Origin of the sequence: Lysinibacillus zambalensis, from assembly GCF_040183165.1 — a bacterium.
Lineage (GTDB): Bacteria > Bacillota > Bacilli > Bacillales_A > Planococcaceae > Lysinibacillus > Lysinibacillus zambalensis.
Map to the genome: position 1 here is coordinate 32,254 of NZ_JBEGDG010000028.1, position 20,317 is coordinate 52,570.

General features: G+C 37.4%; 17 protein-coding genes and 1 pseudogene. 3 read left to right on the forward strand and 15 right to left on the reverse strand.

The annotated features are described in order from the left end of the window. Positions 1-215: 215 nt before the first annotated feature. The 9 genes from ABNX05_RS23300 to lplA all read right to left on the reverse strand — a co-directional run bounded on the left by ABNX05_RS23300 (position 216) and on the right by lplA (position 11,155). Positions 216-863, reverse strand: coding sequence for a VTT domain-containing protein (locus ABNX05_RS23300; protein ID WP_349661885.1), 648 nt, complete (start codon positions 861-863; stop codon positions 216-218). Positions 864-1,100: 237 nt separating this feature from the next. Next, a complete protein-coding gene (locus ABNX05_RS23305; RefSeq protein ID WP_349661871.1) occupies positions 1,101-2,213 on the reverse strand; it encodes an RNA-guided endonuclease TnpB family protein in 1,113 nt (370 codons plus the stop codon). 715 nt (positions 2,214-2,928) lie between these two features. Beyond that, positions 2,929-4,476 (reverse strand): fatty acid--CoA ligase family protein, encoded by a 1,548-nt coding sequence (locus tag ABNX05_RS23310; protein ID WP_349661872.1) that lies wholly within the window; start codon positions 4,474-4,476, stop codon positions 2,929-2,931. A gap of 304 nt (positions 4,477-4,780) precedes the next feature. Beyond that, positions 4,781-6,715, reverse strand: a complete 1,935-nt coding sequence (locus ABNX05_RS23315; RefSeq protein ID WP_349661873.1) for an FtsX-like permease family protein — start codon at positions 6,713-6,715, stop codon at positions 4,781-4,783. Next, complete coding sequence (locus tag ABNX05_RS23320) at positions 6,687-7,463, reverse strand: ABC transporter ATP-binding protein (RefSeq protein WP_349661874.1); 777 nt, start codon at positions 7,461-7,463, stop codon at positions 6,687-6,689. The genes ABNX05_RS23315 and ABNX05_RS23320 overlap by 29 nt, the downstream gene beginning before the upstream one ends. A gap of 12 nt (positions 7,464-7,475) precedes the next feature. Beyond that, a complete protein-coding gene (locus tag ABNX05_RS23325; RefSeq protein ID WP_349661875.1) occupies positions 7,476-7,910 on the reverse strand; it encodes a hypothetical protein in 435 nt (144 codons plus the stop codon). A gap of 11 nt (positions 7,911-7,921) precedes the next feature. After that, positions 7,922-8,905 carry a sensor histidine kinase gene (locus tag ABNX05_RS23330; protein WP_349661876.1) on the reverse strand — a complete coding sequence of 328 codons (984 nt, stop codon included), beginning with the start codon at positions 8,903-8,905 and terminating at the stop codon, positions 7,922-7,924. After that, positions 8,905-9,609 carry a response regulator transcription factor gene (locus tag ABNX05_RS23335; protein ID WP_197144240.1) on the reverse strand — a complete coding sequence of 235 codons (705 nt, stop codon included), beginning with the start codon at positions 9,607-9,609 and terminating at the stop codon, positions 8,905-8,907. Before ABNX05_RS23335 ends, ABNX05_RS23330 begins: the two co-directional genes overlap by 1 nt. A 553-nt stretch (positions 9,610-10,162) precedes the next feature. Next, the gene (lplA, locus tag ABNX05_RS23340; RefSeq protein WP_349661877.1) at positions 10,163-11,155 is read right to left on the reverse strand and encodes a lipoate--protein ligase; all 993 of its coding nucleotides are present in this window, start codon (positions 11,153-11,155) and stop codon (positions 10,163-10,165) included. Positions 11,156-11,299: 144 nt separating this feature from the next. Between lplA and yhfH the strand changes: the two genes are divergently transcribed. Further along, a complete protein-coding gene (gene yhfH, locus ABNX05_RS23345) occupies positions 11,300-11,425 on the forward strand; it encodes a protein YhfH (protein ID WP_012292204.1) in 126 nt (41 codons plus the stop codon). A 304-nt stretch (positions 11,426-11,729) separates the two neighbouring features. Here the strand turns inward: yhfH and ABNX05_RS23350 are convergent, their stop codons facing one another. The 6 genes from ABNX05_RS23350 to ABNX05_RS23375 form a co-directional block, all read right to left on the reverse strand. Further along, positions 11,730-13,919: a YhgE/Pip family protein gene (locus ABNX05_RS23350; RefSeq protein WP_349661878.1), complete on the reverse strand. Its 2,190-nt coding sequence runs from the start codon at positions 13,917-13,919 to the stop codon at positions 11,730-11,732. A gap of 126 nt (positions 13,920-14,045) precedes the next feature. Next, positions 14,046-14,618, reverse strand: coding sequence for a TetR/AcrR family transcriptional regulator (locus ABNX05_RS23355; RefSeq protein WP_349661879.1), 573 nt, complete (start codon positions 14,616-14,618; stop codon positions 14,046-14,048). Between the two features lie 122 nt (positions 14,619-14,740). Beyond that, positions 14,741-15,274: a FixH family protein gene (locus ABNX05_RS23360; protein WP_349661880.1), complete on the reverse strand. Its 534-nt coding sequence runs from the start codon at positions 15,272-15,274 to the stop codon at positions 14,741-14,743. 3 nt (positions 15,275-15,277) lie between these two features. Continuing rightward, positions 15,278-16,666: a sensor histidine kinase gene (locus ABNX05_RS23365; protein WP_349661881.1), complete on the reverse strand. Its 1,389-nt coding sequence runs from the start codon at positions 16,664-16,666 to the stop codon at positions 15,278-15,280. After that, positions 16,663-17,346 (reverse strand): response regulator, encoded by a 684-nt coding sequence (locus ABNX05_RS23370; RefSeq protein ID WP_197144247.1) that lies wholly within the window; start codon positions 17,344-17,346, stop codon positions 16,663-16,665. The genes ABNX05_RS23365 and ABNX05_RS23370 overlap by 4 nt, the downstream gene beginning before the upstream one ends. Next, complete coding sequence (locus ABNX05_RS23375; protein WP_349661882.1) at positions 17,343-18,311, reverse strand: YncE family protein; 969 nt, start codon at positions 18,309-18,311, stop codon at positions 17,343-17,345. Before ABNX05_RS23375 ends, ABNX05_RS23370 begins: the two co-directional genes overlap by 4 nt. A gap of 180 nt (positions 18,312-18,491) precedes the next feature. Between ABNX05_RS23375 and ABNX05_RS23380 the strand changes: the two genes are divergently transcribed. Both ABNX05_RS23380 and ABNX05_RS23385 read left to right on the forward strand, forming a co-directional pair. Next, complete coding sequence (locus ABNX05_RS23380) at positions 18,492-19,577, forward strand: glycosyltransferase (RefSeq protein ID WP_349661883.1); 1,086 nt, start codon at positions 18,492-18,494, stop codon at positions 19,575-19,577. Positions 19,578-19,771: 194 nt separating this feature from the next. After that, a pseudogene (locus ABNX05_RS23385) lies at positions 19,772-20,317 on the forward strand (collagen-like protein); the annotation flags it as partial.

Below are 20,317 nucleotides of genomic sequence, written 5' to 3' on the forward strand. Positions count from 1 at the left end.
AACTATATATGATGCGACTTGCTTGAGCATCAACGTTCCAGACGATATCCTAAAACGCAAACGAATAGGGCAAGAAGGCTAGAGTATCAAGTCCTGTGATAACATCTGCCGCTATGTTATCACTAGCTTTCGTACAGAAAAGAACTTTCATTATAGTGTGATGAGTAAAAAAAGGACAGTCCTAAGTGATCTTCTTTCACTTTTGGACTGTCCTTTTATTTTCCACTTACTTTTGATTTAATAACACCAACTACGGCTGGTATTACTGAAATTAAGATAATTAATATTAAAACCGTTGAGAAGTTGTCTTTAATAATAGGTATATTACCAAAGTAATAACCTAGTAATGTACAGCTGAATACCCATAACACTGCACCTACAACATTATACAAAATGAAGTAACCATACTTCATTTTACTAGCCCCTGCAACAAAGGGTATGAATGTACGGATGAAAGGCATAAAACGTGCGATGACAATCGTTTTTCCACCATGCTTATTAAAGAACTTTTCTGCTGCCTCCATACGTTCTTTCTTAACGACTCTACCAAGGAAGCTCTTTGGCGGAATGGATGTCCCTACTTTATGACCAATATGATAATTCATCGTATCCCCTAAAATTGCAGCTGCTAAAAACACAGGGATTAATATCCACATGTTAAACGCGCCCATTGCTGCTGCCAATGTACCACTAGCAAAAAGCAATGAATCACCTGGCAGGAATGGGAAAATTACGACACCAGTTTCAACAAAAACAATTGCAAATAAAACGAAATAACTCAAATTACCAAACTCACGAATGATCTCTTCTAAATGCACATCAATATGCATAATAAAACTAATTAACTCTTTGATGAGTTCTATCATTTTTCCATATGCTCTCTTTCAATTTAATTTTCTAAAAGCTTTGACGTAGCTAGACACCAAAGGGTTCCATTCTGTTTACTATCTGTGGTGTTACTACTCCATCACTATATGACAAGCCTGTGAACTACCCACCACTTAAAACCTACCGAAGTGGGGGCTTCTCGACTTATCGTTGCTTTTAGTAGCCAACGAAAACTGACCGAGCTATCCCTCTTGTTCCAAGAGTTCTTTTTGCTACGCTAAGGATAATAAGCGCACTCCTTCATGTTTGATGTTGATAGCGGCATTCCAGTCCCTGTCTGCCACAAACCCACAATCACAGTGGAACGTACGCTCAGAAAGAGATAGGGACTCCTTTACTTGACCACAACAGGAACAAGTTTTGGAAGATGGAAACCACTTGTCTATTTTGATCAATTTTTTCCCTTGCTCCTCTAACTTGTACCTAAGAAATGTTGTAAACATGCCCCATGCATTATCTGCAACACTTTTACCAAAACGGAGGGCTTGTGACATTCCCTTCATGTTGAGATCTTCGATTACCACGCAATCATAGCTTTTTGCTACTTGATACGATTCTTTATGCAGAAAGTCTTTCCGTTGATTGGCGATTTTTTCATGCAACTTCGCTACTTTAAGACGCTGTTTGTACCAACGATTAGAATCTTTCTTTTTGCGTGATAGAATACGTTGTTCCTTCGCTAATTTTTCCAAGGCTTGACGATAGAAACGTGGGTAATTGGCTGTCTTACCTTCTTCGCTATCGACAAATAAGCCATTCATGGAAAAATCTAAACCTACAACAGCTTGAATTTCTTTTTGTATAGGTTGATGTTCGTATTCGGTGAGAATAGAAACATAGTATTTTCCTGTTTTTGTTCGTGAAACCGTACAAGACTTGATCCTATGATGGGACGGAATTTCTCGATGTTGCTTCATTTTTACAAGTTTTAGTTTCGGTAATTTGATAGAGCCATCCAAAAGCATAATGTTTCCGTTCACCACATTGGTTGTGTAGGATTGTTTTGCCTTACGGTTTCTGAACTTCGGAAATTGGGCACGACCAGAAAAGAAATTGTTGCATGCTTGCTGCAAATTAAGTTGAGCGTTTGCCAATGCAAGGCTGTCCACTTCTTTAAGCCATGCAAATGCTACTTTATACTTGGCAGGAGTTAGGAATTTTTTCCTTTTTAACGCTTCCTTGTCATCCTTGAACTGCTCATACATTTCTTTTCGCTCCGAAAGCATTTTGTTATAGACAAAACGAACACAACCGAAAGTTTTCGCAAGAAGTTTCTCTTGTTCTTGCGTTGGATACAGACGAAACATATAGGCTTTGTTTACCATATCAAATCACCTCACTTCATATCTTATTTTCTATAGTACGCATTAATGAATTTTAATATTTCGTTATTGGATGTGCTGACCAACCATTGCTTTCGCATAGTCAAAATGACATCATCTATCACTTTTCTACGGTATTTTACGACTAGAACAAGAACACTGAATGATTATTATTGTCCAATTTTATTGATATAACAGTCTTTCATCAATCTAAATCTGATTATATCATGGCAAAAAAAGAGACATCTTTAGGCTACACCTAAACAAAAGAAGTCTTCCACTTTCACTGGTGCTGTCTCACCTTCACGTTTAGATGTGGGAGACTTCTTTCGGAGGGAAGTTAAAAAGTATGTAGATTTCACAAGTTTGATTTTATCACTTACAGACATACACACTCAACTTATTTAAATAAGTGGCCATGCTTTTTTACATTGCTGTAATATTAGCCTAAAGTGAATCTTCAATCAGTGGGTGTTCCTCGTCCCTCACTAGAGGAACACCAGCTAAAATCCCATTCTATGAAAACGTTTGTGTGACTAACACCCTGCTACTACGTTTGCACTTCGCTTTCTCACAGAAAACATTTATTGCCCCTAATCAATTGAACTTTTACGGGCAGTTGATCTCCCACCTTCTCTTAAATCTTGAAATGTGAATCTAACTGTTCATTTATGCGGGATAAAAAAAGCTACTATTTTTCAATAGTAGCTACAGTTTCTTACACTTTTTCTTTTAATGAACGGCGTAAAATTTTGCCTGTCGTATTTTTCGGTAATTCATCTATAATCTCAATTACTTTAGGAACCTTGTATTTCACCATATGTTTTGCACAGTATGCGAGAAGATCTTCTGTTGAAGTTGCATCTTCATCTTTTAAGACAACATATGCATGAACTGCCTCACCTAAGTTAGGATCTGGGAAACCTACAACTGCCGCTTCAACGATATTATTATGTGCAAAGAGTACTTCTTCAACCTCTCTTGGATATACGTTAAATCCGCCTACAATAATCATATCTTTTTTACGGTCAACAATGTAGAAGTACCCTTCTTCGTCAACTTTAGCTAAATCCCCTGTGTATAACCAGCCATCACGTATAGCCATAGTCGTTTCTTCAGGTAATTTATAATAGCCCTTCATAACGTTAGGCCCTCGTACAATTAGCTCCCCTACTTCGCCAACGGGCACTTCTTGTCCATTTACATCGACCACTTTATTTTCAACATTGGAAATGGATGCCCCAATAGAACCTGCCTTACGTTCACGATTCAATGGGTTGAAGCACGTTACCGGTGAAGCTTCTGATAAGCCATACCCTTCTGAAACACGCACATTAAATTTCTTCTCGAAATTATGTAAGAGTGCTACAGGTAAAGATGAACCTCCTGAAATTGCTAAGCGAACTGTTGAGAAATCTTCAGGATTGCCTTCAGGTAATTGATACAAGAAATTATACATAGTTGGCACACCAGCGAAGACTGTTGCTTTTTGTTCCTTCGTAATTTTAAAGATTTCTGTTGGACTGAAACGTGGTACAAGTAAAACTGTTGCTCCACTCAATAAAGGTGCATTGACGACGACCGTTAACGCAAATACATGGAAAACTGGTAAAGTTGCAATAATACGATCATCTGCTCTATAGCCTAAATAATGCGCAACATCTCGTGCATTTGAATAGATATTGCCATGCGTCAGCATTGCACCCTTTGGAGTACCTGTCGTTCCTGAAGTATATAAAATAATTGCATTATCTTCGTCAGCTACTTCTACTGGTTGGCAAGATTCTGATACACTAGCAATCACTTGTGAAAATAAATGAATTTTTGCTTTTGCCTCATCGGATAAAGTAGTTACTTTTTCAGCAACATCTTCTGTTGTCTCACAAACAACAAATGTTTTTACCTTTGGAAAAGCATGTACACCCATTTCTACTAATGGAAGAAGTGCATCAAGTGCAATAACAGCTTTTACATCCCCATTATGCAAAATATACGAAATTTCATCCGGTGTATAGATTGGATTAATTGGAATTGCTGTTGCCCCAATACTCATTGTTGCATATAACGAAATTAAATAATGTGGTGTATTGCCGAGTAAAAAAGCCACATGGTCCCCTTTTTCTACCCCTAATTGTTGTAACCCTTTTGCAAAACGACCAACTGTGTGTTCAAACTCACCGTACGTCGTATCTTTTCCCATAAAATGATATGCAATTTTATCCGGTTGCTCTAATGCTTGCTGACGAACACTTGAAACTAAATTCAATTACACCATCCCCTTATCGTATCAATTTCGCCTTGGCGCATTGACACTGACCCTTCGCTTTCGCGCAGATAAACAATCCGTGACATCCGCCGGAGGCTTATCTTCATTCAGTAAATGTTTGGACTTCCTTTGTAAAGGAATCACACCCCATCCATCTCATCACCTAAATCTACTAAATAAAGACAAAATGAATCATCATTCAGTAACATTATATAAGAAATATATATATAAAACAACGAAACTTTTTATTTCATGTCATAATTTACGTCAAATAACTCATTTTTTTCTCTTTTGTACGTATTTTCTACGAACGTATATGCGAGATGTATCGCCAACGAATCAAGTAAAAATAGACTACTTGAATTAAAACAAAAAAACTAAAAGATAAGACAACTTCTTTTACAATGGAGATATTAGCAATATCCTTTAAAACACCTTGAACCATAAGAAAAGCAAAGAGGCTGTGCATCATTGCAACACCCCATGGTAAGAAAAATTGCGGGAACAAATGACGATTCACAAGCTTTTTGAGCTCCGTATCCGTTAAGCCCATTCGCTTTAATACATCGAATTTACGCTTTTCTCTTTCAAGAGAAGTATGCAGTTTAAAGTAAACGAAGCTACCTGCTGCTAATAAAAATACCGTTGCTACTAAAACCCCTACTAATGTGAATAAAGAATAAGTAGCTAATATATAAGAATAATTTAATCCTGCATTTTCAAAGTAAAATGGGCTAAATTTATTTTTCTTATAAAAATATAGGGACGCTTGTAACTCATTTATGTCCTTGCCAATATTTTTTGTTTCCATCCACTGAGGAATATAGAAGGTAAATAAATGATAGGTTGGCTGCGCAACGTTTTTATCGGCAATCGGCTTTATGAGCTTTACAAAATCCTCATCGCTGATCACGATAGAATTAACACTAACAATAGACCCTGGGAATACTATTTTAGGATATACACTATCAATGGTGATCGGGATAGAATTTTCCTCTAAAACTGTATGCACAACTTTATTTTTTAGTTTGTTAAGAGACTCTTCCGAATATGGAATAAACACTGCCTCTCCTTTAGCCATATCAAGTAATGGATAACTATAGGAAGAAAGCAATACATTCATATCTGATTCCCTAAACACCTCAACCTCATTTTGAGTATAGGAAGAGGTTTGCTTGATAACAACAAAGCGAGATAAATGATAGGACAAGCCCTTTTCCTCTAATTCCATACGTAAAGAGGCGATATGATTTCGCTCATATGGATTGTCGACATCTCCCTTATAGACAAGCCCTAGTGGATTTAAACGATCATATTGTATAGTATATGATGACATCGTTGCTAAAACACCGACCGATAAAAAGGCCATTGTTGACACCATCGTTACTACAAAAAACATTTTCACATTGTCCATCATAATATGTGTTTGCTCAGCTAACGAAAGAAGACGGTAGCGTTGCCAATGAAATTTCCGTTTCCCTCGTGCTTTATCTAAAAAGCAAGGTAAAGAATCTCTGAAAAAATAGTATGTTCCAAAGGTTGCTAAAAACGGGATTACTAATGTTAAACCAATTAAAGATGTGTTACCTACGATAATTGATAATACGTATGATGATAAAATAAGGGTAATACCAAATACAGCACGAATTTTTGAATAAGTTGAAACACTATTTAAATAGTCATTTCCCTTAAGGAGATCGCGCAATTTTCTTTCACGTGTGAAATATACACTAATTAAAGAAATGACTACAAAAGCACTTGTGAAAACACCAATTGTTAGTAAAAAAGGCTCCCATGAAACATATAAGGGTAAACTATCTAAATGTAAAATTTCCCGCACAATCATGAAAAAGAATTTCGAAAACGAGAAACCGAATACAATCCCAACAAAAATAGAACCCGATCCAATAATCATTGTCTCCAAAAAGACAAGCTTATTCATCTGGCGTTTTTCCATTCCTAAATGTAGTAAAATTGCAAACTCATGTGATCTTGCCTCTAAAAAAGCACTCATCGAATAATATAAAAAGAATAATGTAAAAAGAACGAGTACGACTTCCGCACCAACCATCCCAATTAACGATGCCTCTCCTAAAATCCCACTTTCAATATCCGGATGAAACATGAGCATTGAATAGATAAAAAACACAGCCACAGAAAAAAAGCTTGCCATGAAAAAGGCGCCGTATATACGGCTGTTCCGTACGACATTACGGTAAGCGAATTGTCGAAAGGTCACCTACTTGTCCTCCTCCTAGTAAGCTCAACACATTTAATATTCGCTGGAAAAACATTTGTCGACGATCATCTTTGTAAATTTCATTAAAGAATTCCCCATCTTTAATAAATAACACGCGATCACAGTAGCTAGCTGCAATTGGATCATGTGTTACCATAACAATCGTTGTTCGTCTTTCCTGATTGATTTTTGTTAAAAGCTCAAGTACATCACGCGAAGAATTCGAATCCAAATTCCCGGTCGGCTCATCTGCTAAAATGAGACTTGGGTTATGAATAAGTGCCCGACCAATAGCTGTTCTTTGCGCTTGTCCACCTGATATTTCATTTGGGCGTTTATGCAAGAATGAAGTTAAATCGAGCTTTTCCACAATACTTGCAAGACGCTCCTCCATTACTTCTAATGGTTGTTGGTCTAAAGTCAGTGGCAGCACAATATTCTCTTCCACTGTGAGCATATGCAAAAGATTAAAATCCTGAAAAACAAAACCAAGCTGCCTTCTTCTAAAGTAAGCTAGCTCAGTTGCTTTAAGCATATGAGGATTCATGCCATCTAAAATGATTTCTCCGCTCGTTGGTTCATCAATCGTAGAAATGAGATTTAATAATGTTGTTTTTCCACTTCCTGATGGACCCATGACTGCTAAAAACTCGCCTTCCTCCACATCAAAGCTTAGTTGATTTAGAGCACGATGGGTTACTTTACCTTCATACACCTTCGTCACGTCTTTTATTTGTAAAATAGGCATATCTTATTCACCTTATTTCTTCATTAATTCCATAGATTCTGGTAAAAGCCACTGCAATACTACTTCAAAGCCAATTTGAAAATGTGGCTCCGTTAAACCTTCAGCTGGCGTATTACCTTCCTCCTCCACTAGACTAAAGCAATGAGAACCAACAATTATATCCCATGCATCTATTTCACCTTCAATTACTTCTCCACAAATCGTATAATGTCCACTGTACATCACTTGTTCACCTTCTATAGGAAAAGCGTTAAGTAAAGTTGGTTTATATAAGTCTAGCCCAAGCTTATTCGAAAAATGCATGACTTCTTCATTAAGCAAAAGACTAGCCTTACGGAAATTTTTGCAGGATATACACTCACAAACTTCGTTAAGTGATTCGTATAATGCTTCTGTTTTCTCTGTCTCTACATGTAAAACCCATTCAGCCAAACATACCTCTGTCATTTCCGATCCCCCTAATTCGTAAATGTCACTGTAACAACTGTTCCTTTTTCTACCTCTGATGTAATGTTTAATTCGTGACCGAGTTTTTCACAGATCTCTTTCGCTAAATATAAGCCCATCCCTGTGGATTCCCCAGTTTTACGCCCATTCTCACCAGTAAAGAAAGCTTTAGTGACACGTGAAAGATCGGAAGCAGGAATACCAATACCTTCATCACAAATGGCTAATTGTACATGGTCATCCTTTTTAACGGCAGAAATCACTATTTTTTTATTTGCCTCAAACGTATATTTAACCGCATTTGTGACGAATTGCCCGATAATAAAGCGAAGCCATTTTGAATCACTTGCTACGATAATATCGTCCTCAATATGAATTTCTGGGAAGACACGCTTCGTAATAAATAAACGTTTATTTTCATTTACAGTTGCCGTAACAATCATTTTTAAAGCAATCTGTTCTACTTGCATATCTTCTTCAAAATTTTCTAATCGAGCGTTCACTAACACCATATCCAAGCCTCTACGCAGGCGGTCAATTTCCTCCTGTACATTCTTTTTATCAAGAGGACGCTCATCCTGTAATAAGAGCTCAATAACAGAAATTGGTGTTTTCATCTGATGCACCCATTGATTCATAAACTGATCATGTCGTTTTTGACCAGCATATAACGATTGAAGCTCATGCTTATATAGTCGATATAGTTCATGCATATATTTTTCAGCTTGTATCGCCTCAGGTGTTTTAGCATTTTTTTGCAATACATCCTCCATCGTTTTAGGTAGCTGCGATATTTTGATCAAATAACGTTGACGCATTAAATAACGGATAATTAAAAACGAGGCTAGTAACACTAAACTAATACAGAAGGAATATATAGCAGTATCAACATTTCGAAAGCCGTCCAACCAATATAAGACCATAATAAAACCGACTAGTAAGAACTGGAATACAATGAACGATGCGTAATCACGCAAAAATAATTTCCAGCCCACTATAGCTCACCTGCACTTAAAATAAAGCGATAACCTGCTCCGCGCACCGTTTCTATAGAAGACATTATTTGATAATCAGCTAGCTTTTTACGCACTCGTGTCATATTGACGTTCAATGTATTTTCATCGACAAATGCCTGATCGTCCCAAAGCTCTTCTAACAGTTGCTCACGCGCCACTACTTTTGGAGCATTTCCCATCAACAGTTCTAAAATGATACATTCTTTTTTCTGAAGTGGGATCTCTAAATCATTTTTATGAAGCTCCATTCTTTCTAAATGAAGAACGAGCTGTCCTTGTTTAATTGTCCGTTCTTCTTGTCTTGTTGCATATTCGCCATATGTACGACGCAAGTGACTACGGATTTTAGCTAGCACAATCTCATAATTAAATGGCTTCGTAATGAAATCGTCGCCCCCATTTTCTAGCGCAAAAATTTGATCCATTTCCCCAGAACGAGCGGAAATAAAAATAATTGGACAAGTTGTATGTTGACGTAGTTGGCGACACCAATAGTAGCCATCGTACGAAGGTAAATTTATATCAAGCAACACCATGTGTGGGTTAAATGCTGTGAATTCTTCAACGAGATGATCAAATTCTTTGATTGTTTCAACTTCGTATTGATATTTTCTAAGCGTTTCTGCGAGCAATGATGCAATCTTTACATCATCTTCGACAATAAATATTCGATGCTTCTCCATACCAACACTCCTTTCTATCCTATATTGTATCAAAAAAAGGCCCACTGACATAACTGTCAGCGAACCTTTTGTAGAAAAGTTAACACGAATCGTTAGCTAGAGATATTTGGGTCTCATCACCAAAAGATGAAGATAAGTTGATTGGAGTGGAGACTGGGCGACTCCTTGGGGATCAGCGATAGAGGAACGAAGGCTAAAAGCATCACATCCTGTGATAACGCCTTCGTGATCGTGACCAACATCGGTGCTGCTGCCGCTTCGCTTTCGCGCAAAAAACATCTGTTGGCCCGAGACCCTGCAGCGAAGCGAAGCGGCTCATCGGACGCCCCCAGGAAGCTTTGCTCTGTGCGAAAGCGTAGTGCTAACGTAGCGGCAGCAAATGTTTTATCTGTGCGAAAGCGTAGCGACAGCAACAACAAAGCGCCCAGTCGGAACGGAAATCAACCTCACGTTATGGAGATGTTCCATTTTTTAACACCCTGGATTTATTAAGAAAAAGTGTGTCCACTTATGTCTCAATAAGAACATTTGCCAATTTCTACACAAGCTTTTCTTAATAAATTAATTGTAAAAACTCTTCTGTCGTAATTCCACCAAAGTATGTTGGAATATCAATAACCGCTAACGCATTAGCAATTTCAGTTCGATCATAGTTTGTCCCAGCTAATCGTTGTTCAACATCTGTCATGTCGCCTACACCGAAGAAATCACCAAAAATATGTGCTTCTTCAATAATTCCTTTATTCACCTCTAAGCGAATATCAATGCCTCCTGTTGGGAAGCGATGTGTTTTTTGAATATTAAAGCGAGGCGATTTCCCATAGTTCCATTCCCATGTTTGATAACGCTCTTCAGATAGCTTATGGATATTTGCCCAGTCTTCCTCTGTTAGCTCATAATAGCGAATATTTTCTTCCCCACCGAAAATGGATTTTAAAATTTCTAGACGGAATTCTTCGACTGTCATCTTATCTTTTAAGAACTCAGAAATATTTGCTACTCTTGAACGAATCGATTTAATACCCTTTGATTCAATTTTATCTTTCTTCACCTTTAATGCAGATACTACAGCGTCAATTTCTGTATCAAACAGTAATGTGCCGTGGCTAAACATACGGCCCTTTGTAGAAAACTGCGCGTTCCCGGAAACTTTACGTCCTTCTGCTAAAATGTCGTTGCGTCCTGAAAGCTCTGCATGAACGCCCATTTTTGCAAGTGCATCTACAACAGGCTGCGTGAATTTTTTATAATTCATAAAGCTATCGCCATCGTCTTTAGTAATAAAACTATAGTTGAGGTTCCCTAAATCATGATACACCGCGCCGCCACCAGAAAGGCGTCGAACAACGATTATGCCATTATCCTCTACGTAATCTGTATTAATCTCTTCGATAGTATTTTGATTTTTACCGATGATGATTGAAGGCTGATTTATGTAAAAAAGTAGCACTGGCTCCTTTTCAACATCCATCGTTTTCAATAAATACTCTTCAATGGCAAGGTTAATGCGTGGATCATGAATCCCTTTATTATCAACGAATATCATAATTTACGTTTCCTCCTTCACAATATATCCATATTTATTTTAACGTAAATTAGGCATTTTGTGTTGACGAAAAGCTTCTGTTATAATACACTAGAAAATATCAAAACAGTAATAGTACAGATGAACTTAAAGGAGGAGTCCACAATGTTAGAAAATGTAGTTGAATTTTTCAAGAACCTACCTGCAAAGCAATGTACAGAATGCGGTGAAAAGATTGAAGAACAAAGTGAATGCTACAGCAACACTTGTGAAAAATGTAACCACCTATAAGCATTTGCCTATTCTGTAATAGTCATATACGTACCCCACACGTACTAAAAATGACACCTCTCATCATATTAATTGATGAACCCTTAATTAAATCTCTTACACTTAAAAACAGCAGCCGATACGCTCATATCAGCTGCTGTTTTTTGTATGACTTTTTGCATATGAGCTGTTTTCTGCTGAAGCTGAACAGTTCTACCCCGTACCTGATTAGTTCTCCCCGCTACTGAGTAACTCTTCCATTGCCAGACAATCATCCAACCGCAAAAAACACCCACCGATATAGGTGGGTGTAAAAAATTCCTTTTTAGTTTTCTTCGGCTACTTTTGAGTAACGTTTTGTGTGTAGTAACATGAAATAACCGAAAGTAATAGCTAAGAATGCTACTAGGAAGCCTGCTAGAATTCCGTAGTTTTGCATTAAGAATGATGTATCACCAGTTGAGATACTTGATTTAAATGCCGAAACAGTATATGTCATTGGTAATAGTTTATTAAATATTTGTAATGGTGATGGGATTAACTCAAGTGGGAATGTACCTGCACTTGTTGTAAGTTGTAAAATTAATACAACAATCGCCATGAAGCGTCCTGGATCACCGAAAATAGACACTAACATTTGAATTAAGGCTAAGAAAACATAGCTTGTTAATAAAGCTGTTAAGCAGAAGTGTCCAAAACTATATACTTCAAGGCCTAAGCCCCATTTTACAATAACCACTGTCAATATAGTTTGAATTAAGCCGACGATTGCTAAAACTGAGACTTTACTTGTAAACCAAGTTGCTCCATTTTTTGGACGAATCGCTGGTTCCACAAGTGGGAACACGATAGAGATTAATAACGCACCAACGAATAAACCAAGAGAAATAAAGTATGGTGAGAAACCTGTTCCATAGTTAGGTACATGGTTAACAGATTCTTTATCAACCTCAACTGGGCTACCTACCATATCATATGTGTCTTTGCTTGCATGAACTTCTTTTGCTTTTTCACTTGCTTCACCTAGTTTGCCAGATAAAGTTGATGTACCATCTGCAAGTTCAGTTGAACCATCAACAATCTTTGTAGAACCCTCTGCTACTTCACCTGATTTAGATGCAAGTGTTGATTGACCATTTGCAAGTTTATTTGAACCACTTACTAGCTCATCCAAACCTGAAGCCAATGCTTTAGAACCTGCTCCAACTTTCTGAGCACCTGCATTTAATTCACCTAATTTTTGAGCAAGTGTTGCACTACCAGCTTGAAGAGTTTGTGCCCCTTGGATTAATTCACCACTTTTTGATGTTAATGCATTTGCACCTGCTAACACTTGTGATTGACCTGCTGCAATTTGCGATGCACCAGTATTTAATTCGTTAGCACCAACTTGTAATCGTTTTGTACCAGCAGATAAAGCACCTAAGCCTTCATGCACGCTTGCACTTCCTGCTTGTAGCTTAGTTAATGTTTGTTTTAATACTGCTGCTTGCTCTTCAGGCAATGAACCCATCATGCCTTCTAATTGTTTAGATAACTCATTGATGCCTGCTGCTACTTGAGCAGAACCATCTGTTAATTGACCTGCTGCACCATTTAATTGACCTGCACCATTAGCAAGTTCTGCTGCGCCTGCAGTGATTTTTGGTTGATTATTGCTAATCTTAGCTACACCTGCTTGAAGTTGAGCTACACCCTGTGTATATTGTGATATACCGCCCGAAAGCTTTGTTGCCCCAGTTTCTATTTTCTGTGCACCTGGGTATAACTGTCCAGTAGCGTTTTGTATGCTTCCTATAGCAGTATTTAGTTCATTTGCACCTTTTGAAGCATCTCCAATACCTTTAGCAATTTTATCTGCACCATTCGACAATTCAACCGAACTTGATGCTATTTTCTCTATATAACCTTTTAAATCTTTTGTACCATTCGCTAAAGTTTTTGCACCCTCACCTAGCTTATTCGAGCCATCAGCAGCCTCTGTAAATCCATCTCCAAGAGTTGTAATAGAATCAAATAATTTTTCAGCATAAGTTGCTGAGACTTGTGAATTTACTTCCGCACGTACACGGTCCATTGCTGTTTCACCAATTTGTGCACCAAGGAAGTTCAATCCTTCATTCGGAATATAATTCATAACTAGTTTAGAAGGTTTGTCATCTAATAAAGTAGTTGCGTGCTCAGAGAAATTTGTTGGAATTTCTAGAATCATATAGTAATCGCGGCCATGTAAGCCTTTTTCAGCTTCTTCTTTGGAAACGTCAATAAACTTAAACTCGTTACTCTCGACAAGCTTATCGACTAAATCGTTCCCTAAATCTAATTTAACTCCTTCCATTTCAGCGCCCTTATCTTCATTGACAACAGCTACTGGCAAATTCGGAAGGCCTTTATATGGATCCCAGAATGCCCATAAAAACATACCTGCGTACATCACTGGAATAAATAATACAGCGATTATTGAAACAAGCATTTTTCTTGTTTTTAAGATTTTCAGCCACTCAGCTTTAATCATACGTTTTCTTCACTCCTATAGTATTGACCGAAAACGTCAGTCGGTCATTTTTATTCAAAAAAAAACAAAATTTCAGGTGGGTAAAACTTCTAGATTGTCCTTGATTCACTTTTTAGCTCGGCCAAATCAAGTTAAAATTAGTCCGCGGAAGATTGTTTCCTTGAAAAGATTTAGTATCTTTTCTTCTGGAATAATTTCACCATGTAGCTCATGCCAATCAACAACAAATGCTAGATACGCCTTTAGCAACAGAAAGCTTACTAATTCTGCATCACAGTCTCTAATTTCTCCTTTTACGATACGTCTTTGAATTAATTCAGTAACGTAGGATAAAATTTCATTCTCAATGCGAACTAGAGCTTGTTTAACTGCTGGCGTTCGTAGTTCCTTTTCCTCCTCTAATAGCTTTACAAATAAAAGATGTTTTTCACGGAACTGTAGCATTTTCATTAAAGCATTGTGCGCATTGTCCATAAAGCTAGCTGATGCATCCAACACTGCATCCGCTTCTGCTTGCATCTCTCGTACAAGTGACATAGCTATCTCTTGAAATAAAATTTCTTTATTTGCAAAGAATGTGTAAATCGTCCCTTTACCGACATTCGCAATTTTAGCTACTTGCTCCATTGTTGTCGCCTTGTATCCAAACAATGTAAAGGATTTTGTAGCTGCTTCAAGAATTTCCTGCCTACGATCCATTAGTAACATCCTTTCTTGTTCTATTATGTACATGCCTTTGTACACGAAAATGTTAATGACCAGAAAACCATTTCGGTCATCTGGTCATTATCATATTCCTATTTTAAAAATAATGCAAGCATTTAATTGTGATTTTTTTCACTTTTTTCGTGATCACTATGCTCAGCACCCTCTGATTTATCATTACCGTGATCCATCATGTTATGATCCATGCTGTTATTATTTGCTTTTTCATCTTCTGGTAAAACTTTCGTCATATCGGGGCTACCAGCAGTAATTTGTTGCTTCGGCATATTATGAACACCATTAGCTGTCGTATGAGCATACATATAATATACTCCATCGTGGTCAAACTTAGTCTCTGCTTTATAAACGCCGTCTTTCTCTAATTTACCCTCAATTGTTTGCCCTTCATCTCGTTTACCAGATTCCCACACTTCAAATTTCACATCTGCATCATCAATATTTTTGCCACCTTGTTCAACTTGCGCAGCAAGCTCAACTGTTTCATTTATTGCTACTTCTTTAGGTGTTAAAATTTGAACCTCCAACATTTGTGGCTCTTGTGGTTCAGGTAAAGCTGTTGATTCTTTCTTTTCTCCGCAGCCTACTAATAATGCAGGTACTGCAACTAATGCCAATAACCATTTTTTCATGTTTTATTCCTCCATTAACGGCAATGTAATTTTTACAATTGTGCCTTTTTCAACTTCACTTTCAATCTCTATCTTGCCCTGTAACTGCTTCAGCAATTGTTCAACAATCGACAAGCCGAGTCCACTGCCACCATCTGCTCGACTCCGTGCTTTGTTAACACGATAAAAGCGCTCAGTTACATGTGATAAATCCTCTTTTGGAATACCAATCCCATAATCCTTTATCGTAATTTGTGCACTTCCATTATCCTCAAAAGCAGTAATTTCAACCTTTGACTGCTCATACGAGTAATTAATAGCATTTTCAATTATATTAATAAAAACTTGTTTCAGCTTTACTTCATCAGCTTTGATAATCAATGCATCATCAGCATCCAAATGGATTGCAATGGCCTTCTTCTCTGCTTGATGAGTTAATATTTTTTGAACCTCGCGTAATGTTTCAGCAAGCGGAATTGGATATAAAGTAATTTCCGCCTGTTCATTTTCCATACGAGCAAGTAGAAGTAATTCATTCGTTAAACGTTCCATCCGATTTGCCTCACGTACAATTAGCTGGATCGTTTCCTCTTTTTGACTTTCTGGAATAATGCCCTTTTGCATCGCTTCACTGTATCCTTTTACATAGCTAATAGGTGTCCTTAGCTCATGTGAAACTGTAGCTAAAAATGTTTTTTGAGCTTTATCCTCTTGTTGAATCGACTCTGCCATTTTATTAAAGGTGCTAGATAATCTTCCTATTTCATCTTTGGATTGAACTGTCACACGTGTTCCATAGTTTCCGTCTGACATTTGCTCAACAGCTCTTTGCAAATTACTTAGAGGTCGCATAATATGACGAATTCCTTTATAAATTAAATAGCTGATGACAATTAAAAATATAAAGGCACTGACAAATAAGGAAATGACTTCTTTATTCGCTAACTCACTAATTTTTGCTAAAGGGAAATAAATATATATTATTCCTTCAAGCCTATTTTGGTCTACTAGCGGAAGTACTACAGAAATTAACTGTCTATCAAACCGAGGCTCATAACCAATTTTCTGTACATATTCACCTGCCAGTAATTGCTGTCGCTCTTCTGGACCAATCAATGTTTCGAAATCAATATCAAATGGCACACAAGCACTTAGTTCACGCGGATTTCTTACTGCAAAAATATTCAAATTAGAATAATTAGTATACTGTTCAATATCTGCAATAAATTGATCCGTTACTTTACTACCGGTATACATCGTTTGTAGCTTTGACCCTACCTCTACCATCATCTCTTCCGTGTCTTCTACATAAAGCCGTTCATATAAATAATCAGTCAGGACATACATGAAGACAACGGTAATAATTAAAAATGCAAAGATTAATAGCCAAATACGTGTTGAAATCTTTTTCATTCGCCAGGATCAAAGCGGTAGCCCACTCCCCAAACGGTCTGAATATGCCCCGCTGCTTCCTTTCCAAGCTTTATACGTAAGGTTTTTATATGCGTGTCAACAGTTCTTGTACCCCCTACATAATCAATATCCCAAATGCGTTCTAGTAATTGCTCCCTTGTATAAGCATTCCCAGGGTTATTCATAAATAAATGTAATAGTTCAAACTCCTTTAAAGTAAGCGGAACACTCTTTCCATCCACAGATACTTTGCGTGCAGTCTCATCTATTTTAATAGGTCCAAGTATCACATATTTTTGCTGTAATTCTTCAATATTAGCACCACTTCTTCTTAACACAGCATGAATTCGTGCAACTAGCTCATCATTTGTAAACGGTTTTACAATATAATCATCTCCGCCAATTGTTAGGCCTTTAACTTTATCCTCGTTTGCATCGCGTGCTGTCAGGAAAATAATTGGTATATTCGACATCGCACGTATACTTTGGCAAACCGCAAAGCCGTCTTCATGCGGCATCATCACATCTAGTAGAACTAAATCAATTTTTTCGCGCACAATAATATCATAGGCTTCTGTACCACTTGCTGCTGTTAAAGTCTCAATTTTAGAATTATTGAGCATCATTTCTATTAAATTACGCATATCTTTCTCATCATCAACAATTAATACAGTTGTCACATTTTTTCCTCCCTCACTAACAGTTGAAATGCACCTTTCCCCACATCAACTGTTTTTTCCACCTGACCTTCTCTTATGAAATATAAAGTATGGTCATCATAGCCAGCGACAACAATATTATCTTTAAACTGATTTACGGCAAATGGATTAGCGCCTACCACTTGCTCCCATTTCACATTTCCATCAAAGTCAGCAACATATAATTCATTATGACCATGACTAACAACGAGGATAGCATCCTTTGTTTTGGTTAATCCAACAGGCATTAAAGGCATTTTTATCTCCCCTTTTTTGACTCCTGTCGTAAGATCATATTTTTTAACAGAACTATTCGGTTTGCTTCCTTCGCCATGCCCACCCATCCATAGTTCATTTGTCTCTTCGAGAATAGCTATTCCATGTGATGATTTTTGAATCGGCCACTCTTGCTCAACCTTTAGATTTTCTATATTTACCACCGATAATTTCGTATCTTTATAATTAATCACATATAGCTTATCTTTATAGGCTGCCATTGACATAGGATAGTTACCTAGCTTCTGTGTTGCCAGTTCGTTGCCCTTCTCATCAAAGCTTGTCACTGTATTTGTTTTGCTATTCGCAATAAAAAACTGTTTTTTATTTTCGGCATAATACACATTGGTTGTACCAAGCTTTACTTTTTTGGAATAGAGCTTCTTTCCGGTTGATAATGTATAGACGTCTATTTCATTTAATTGATGACCGTACAATAACACACAATCATTTTCAAGCAGTATTGCCCCCGAGTAAGCTTTGTCAAATAACCACGTTGCCATCACATTCCCTTGCCCATCTATAAAATCTAGCGAAGGCTCCTGTATATTTAAGGATGCAATAAAATCCTGGTCGCGTTCTATAGGTTCAAACGATTTCTCCGTACACCCTGCTAGCCATATTAGCTGTGCTAAAGAAAAAATGAAGAATACCCATTTTTTCAACATCATCACCTCTGTTTCTTAACTATACTTCACAATTGTGAAATTCGCGTGAAACTTGAATGGTAAATTTATGACAAAGAAAACAGGCAAATTTCACAATTAATACTACATCTACGAGCATTTATCTAAACCAAAAATATAGTAGCTCATATACTACATAGATTACGGTAAGGAGGAATCCACTTTATGGTGTCCATTAGCTTATGTATGATAGTGAAAAATGAAGAAGATGTCATCGGTAGATGTCTAGCATCTGTAAAAGGGTTAGTCGACGAGATTAATATCATTGATACAGGCTCTACCGACAATACAAAGCAAATCGTTAAACAATTCACAGATCGTATTTATGATTTCGAATGGATTCAGCATTTTGCAGCTGCAAGAAATTTTTCATTTCAGCAAGCAACAAAGGAGTACATTTTTTGGCTTGATGCAGACGACGTATTATTAGAGGAGGATCAAGAAAAATTTAAAGCACTAAAAGAATCTTTGAGTACTGATATAGATGCCGTTTCGATGAATTATAATTTAAGCTTTGATCTTGAGGGAAATGTAAGTTCTCTATTAAGAAGATATCGTTTAGTAAGAAGAGATAAAAAATTTCAATGGATAGGTGCTGTCCATGAATATTTAGAAGTCGGCGGGAAGCTTTTGGATAGTGATATCGCTGTCAGCCATTTACCACTTAGTCATGATCATAATCGGAATATTAACATCTATAAGCAATTAGTTGAATCAGGAGAACCTCTCTCTCCACGAGATACATTTTATTATGCAAATGAATTACTAGATCATGAACAATTTGAGGATGCACTATTTTACTATGAAACGTTTTTAGCTTCTAAATTGGGCTGGGTAGAAGATAATATCCGAGCCTGTTTTAAATTAGCAGACTGTTACTCTCATTTAAATGATAAAGAAAATAATTTGAGTTCCATTTTAAGAAGCTTTGAATATGACATTCCACGCCCGGAAGCGTGTTGTAGACTTGGCTTTCATTTTATGGAACAAGCCAAAAATTATGAAGCAATATTTTGGTATGAACAAGCGCTTGTCATCCAGCAAAAACCTAACACTCCTTTTCAAAATAAAACCTTTACGACCTGGTTACCCCACTTACAACTTTGCGTCCTCTTTGATCGATTACAACAATATGAACTAGCTAACGCACATAATGAATTAGCAAGATCCTATTTACCAAATGATGAAAAAATCCTGCACAATAAAACATATTTTGATCGTATTTTAAATAAGGACAATGAAAAATCTTAATTTCCTTCTATATTAAAGGATTAGTAAGTACTTTGGGGCATTGGAGTAATTTTCAATTTCTAGTAATAGATTTTAACTATTCATTGAAGAAAAATACTTTTATCGCTATTGATATTTTAGAATAACCAAGTAGTTAACTGTCTATTTCACCTTCTCTCTCTATGAATACGATATTTGAGAGAGGAGGTGAAACAATGCATTTTGGACAATTTAAAAATAGAATTTGTAGCAAATGTAATACATTCCCGTGTTGTTGTAATCCTTGTGCTCCAAGCTGTCCTGTTATTCCTATTAAACGTGGAGTAACTGGTCCTACGGGAGCTACTGGAACTACTGGCGCTACTGGAACTACTGGCGCTACTGGCGCTACTGGCGCTACTGGTGTTACTGGCGCTACTGGCGCTACTGGCGCTACTGGCGCTACTGGTGTTACTGGCGCTACTGGTGTTACTGGCGCTACTGGCGCTACTGGCGCTACTGGTGTTACTGGTGTTACTGGTGTTACTGGCGCTACTGGCGCTACTGGTGTTACTGGTGTTACTGGTGTTACTGGGGTTACTGGTGTTACTGGTGTTACTGGCGCTACTGGCGCTACTGGCTCTACTGGCTCTACTGGCTCTACTGGCTCTACTGGCTCTACTGGCGCTACTGGCGCTACTGGCTCTACTGGCGCTACTGGCGCTACTGGCGCTACTGGCGCTACTGGCGCTACTGGCGCTACTGGCGCTACTGGCGCTACT

Coding starts and splice junctions, on each gene's coding strand:
- ABNX05_RS23350 (WP_349661878.1), bottom strand. CDS start 13,919: ATGATTAAAGCTGAGTGGCTGAAAATCTTAAAAACAAGAAAAATGCTT.
- ABNX05_RS23355 (WP_349661879.1), bottom strand. CDS start 14,618: ATGGATCGTAGGCAGGAAATTCTTGAAGCAGCTACAAAATCCTTTACA.
- ABNX05_RS23335 (WP_197144240.1), bottom strand. CDS start 9,609: ATGGAGAAGCATCGAATATTTATTGTCGAAGATGATGTAAAGATTGCA.
- ABNX05_RS23305 (WP_349661871.1), bottom strand. CDS start 2,213: ATGGTAAACAAAGCCTATATGTTTCGTCTGTATCCAACGCAAGAACAA.
- ABNX05_RS23325 (WP_349661875.1), bottom strand. CDS start 7,910: ATGACAGAGGTATGTTTGGCTGAATGGGTTTTACATGTAGAGACAGAG.
- ABNX05_RS23365 (WP_349661881.1), bottom strand. CDS start 16,666: ATGAAAAAGATTTCAACACGTATTTGGCTATTAATCTTTGCATTTTTA.
- ABNX05_RS23360 (WP_349661880.1), bottom strand. CDS start 15,274: ATGAAAAAATGGTTATTGGCATTAGTTGCAGTACCTGCATTATTAGTA.
- ABNX05_RS23375 (WP_349661882.1), bottom strand. CDS start 18,311: ATGATGTTGAAAAAATGGGTATTCTTCATTTTTTCTTTAGCACAGCTA.
- ABNX05_RS23380 (WP_349661883.1), top strand. CDS start 18,492: ATGGTGTCCATTAGCTTATGTATGATAGTGAAAAATGAAGAAGATGTC.
- lplA (WP_349661877.1), bottom strand. CDS start 11,155: ATGATATTCGTTGATAATAAAGGGATTCATGATCCACGCATTAACCTT.
- ABNX05_RS23320 (WP_349661874.1), bottom strand. CDS start 7,463: ATGCCTATTTTACAAATAAAAGACGTGACGAAGGTGTATGAAGGTAAA.
- yhfH (WP_012292204.1), top strand. CDS start 11,300: ATGTTAGAAAATGTAGTTGAATTTTTCAAGAACCTACCTGCAAAGCAA.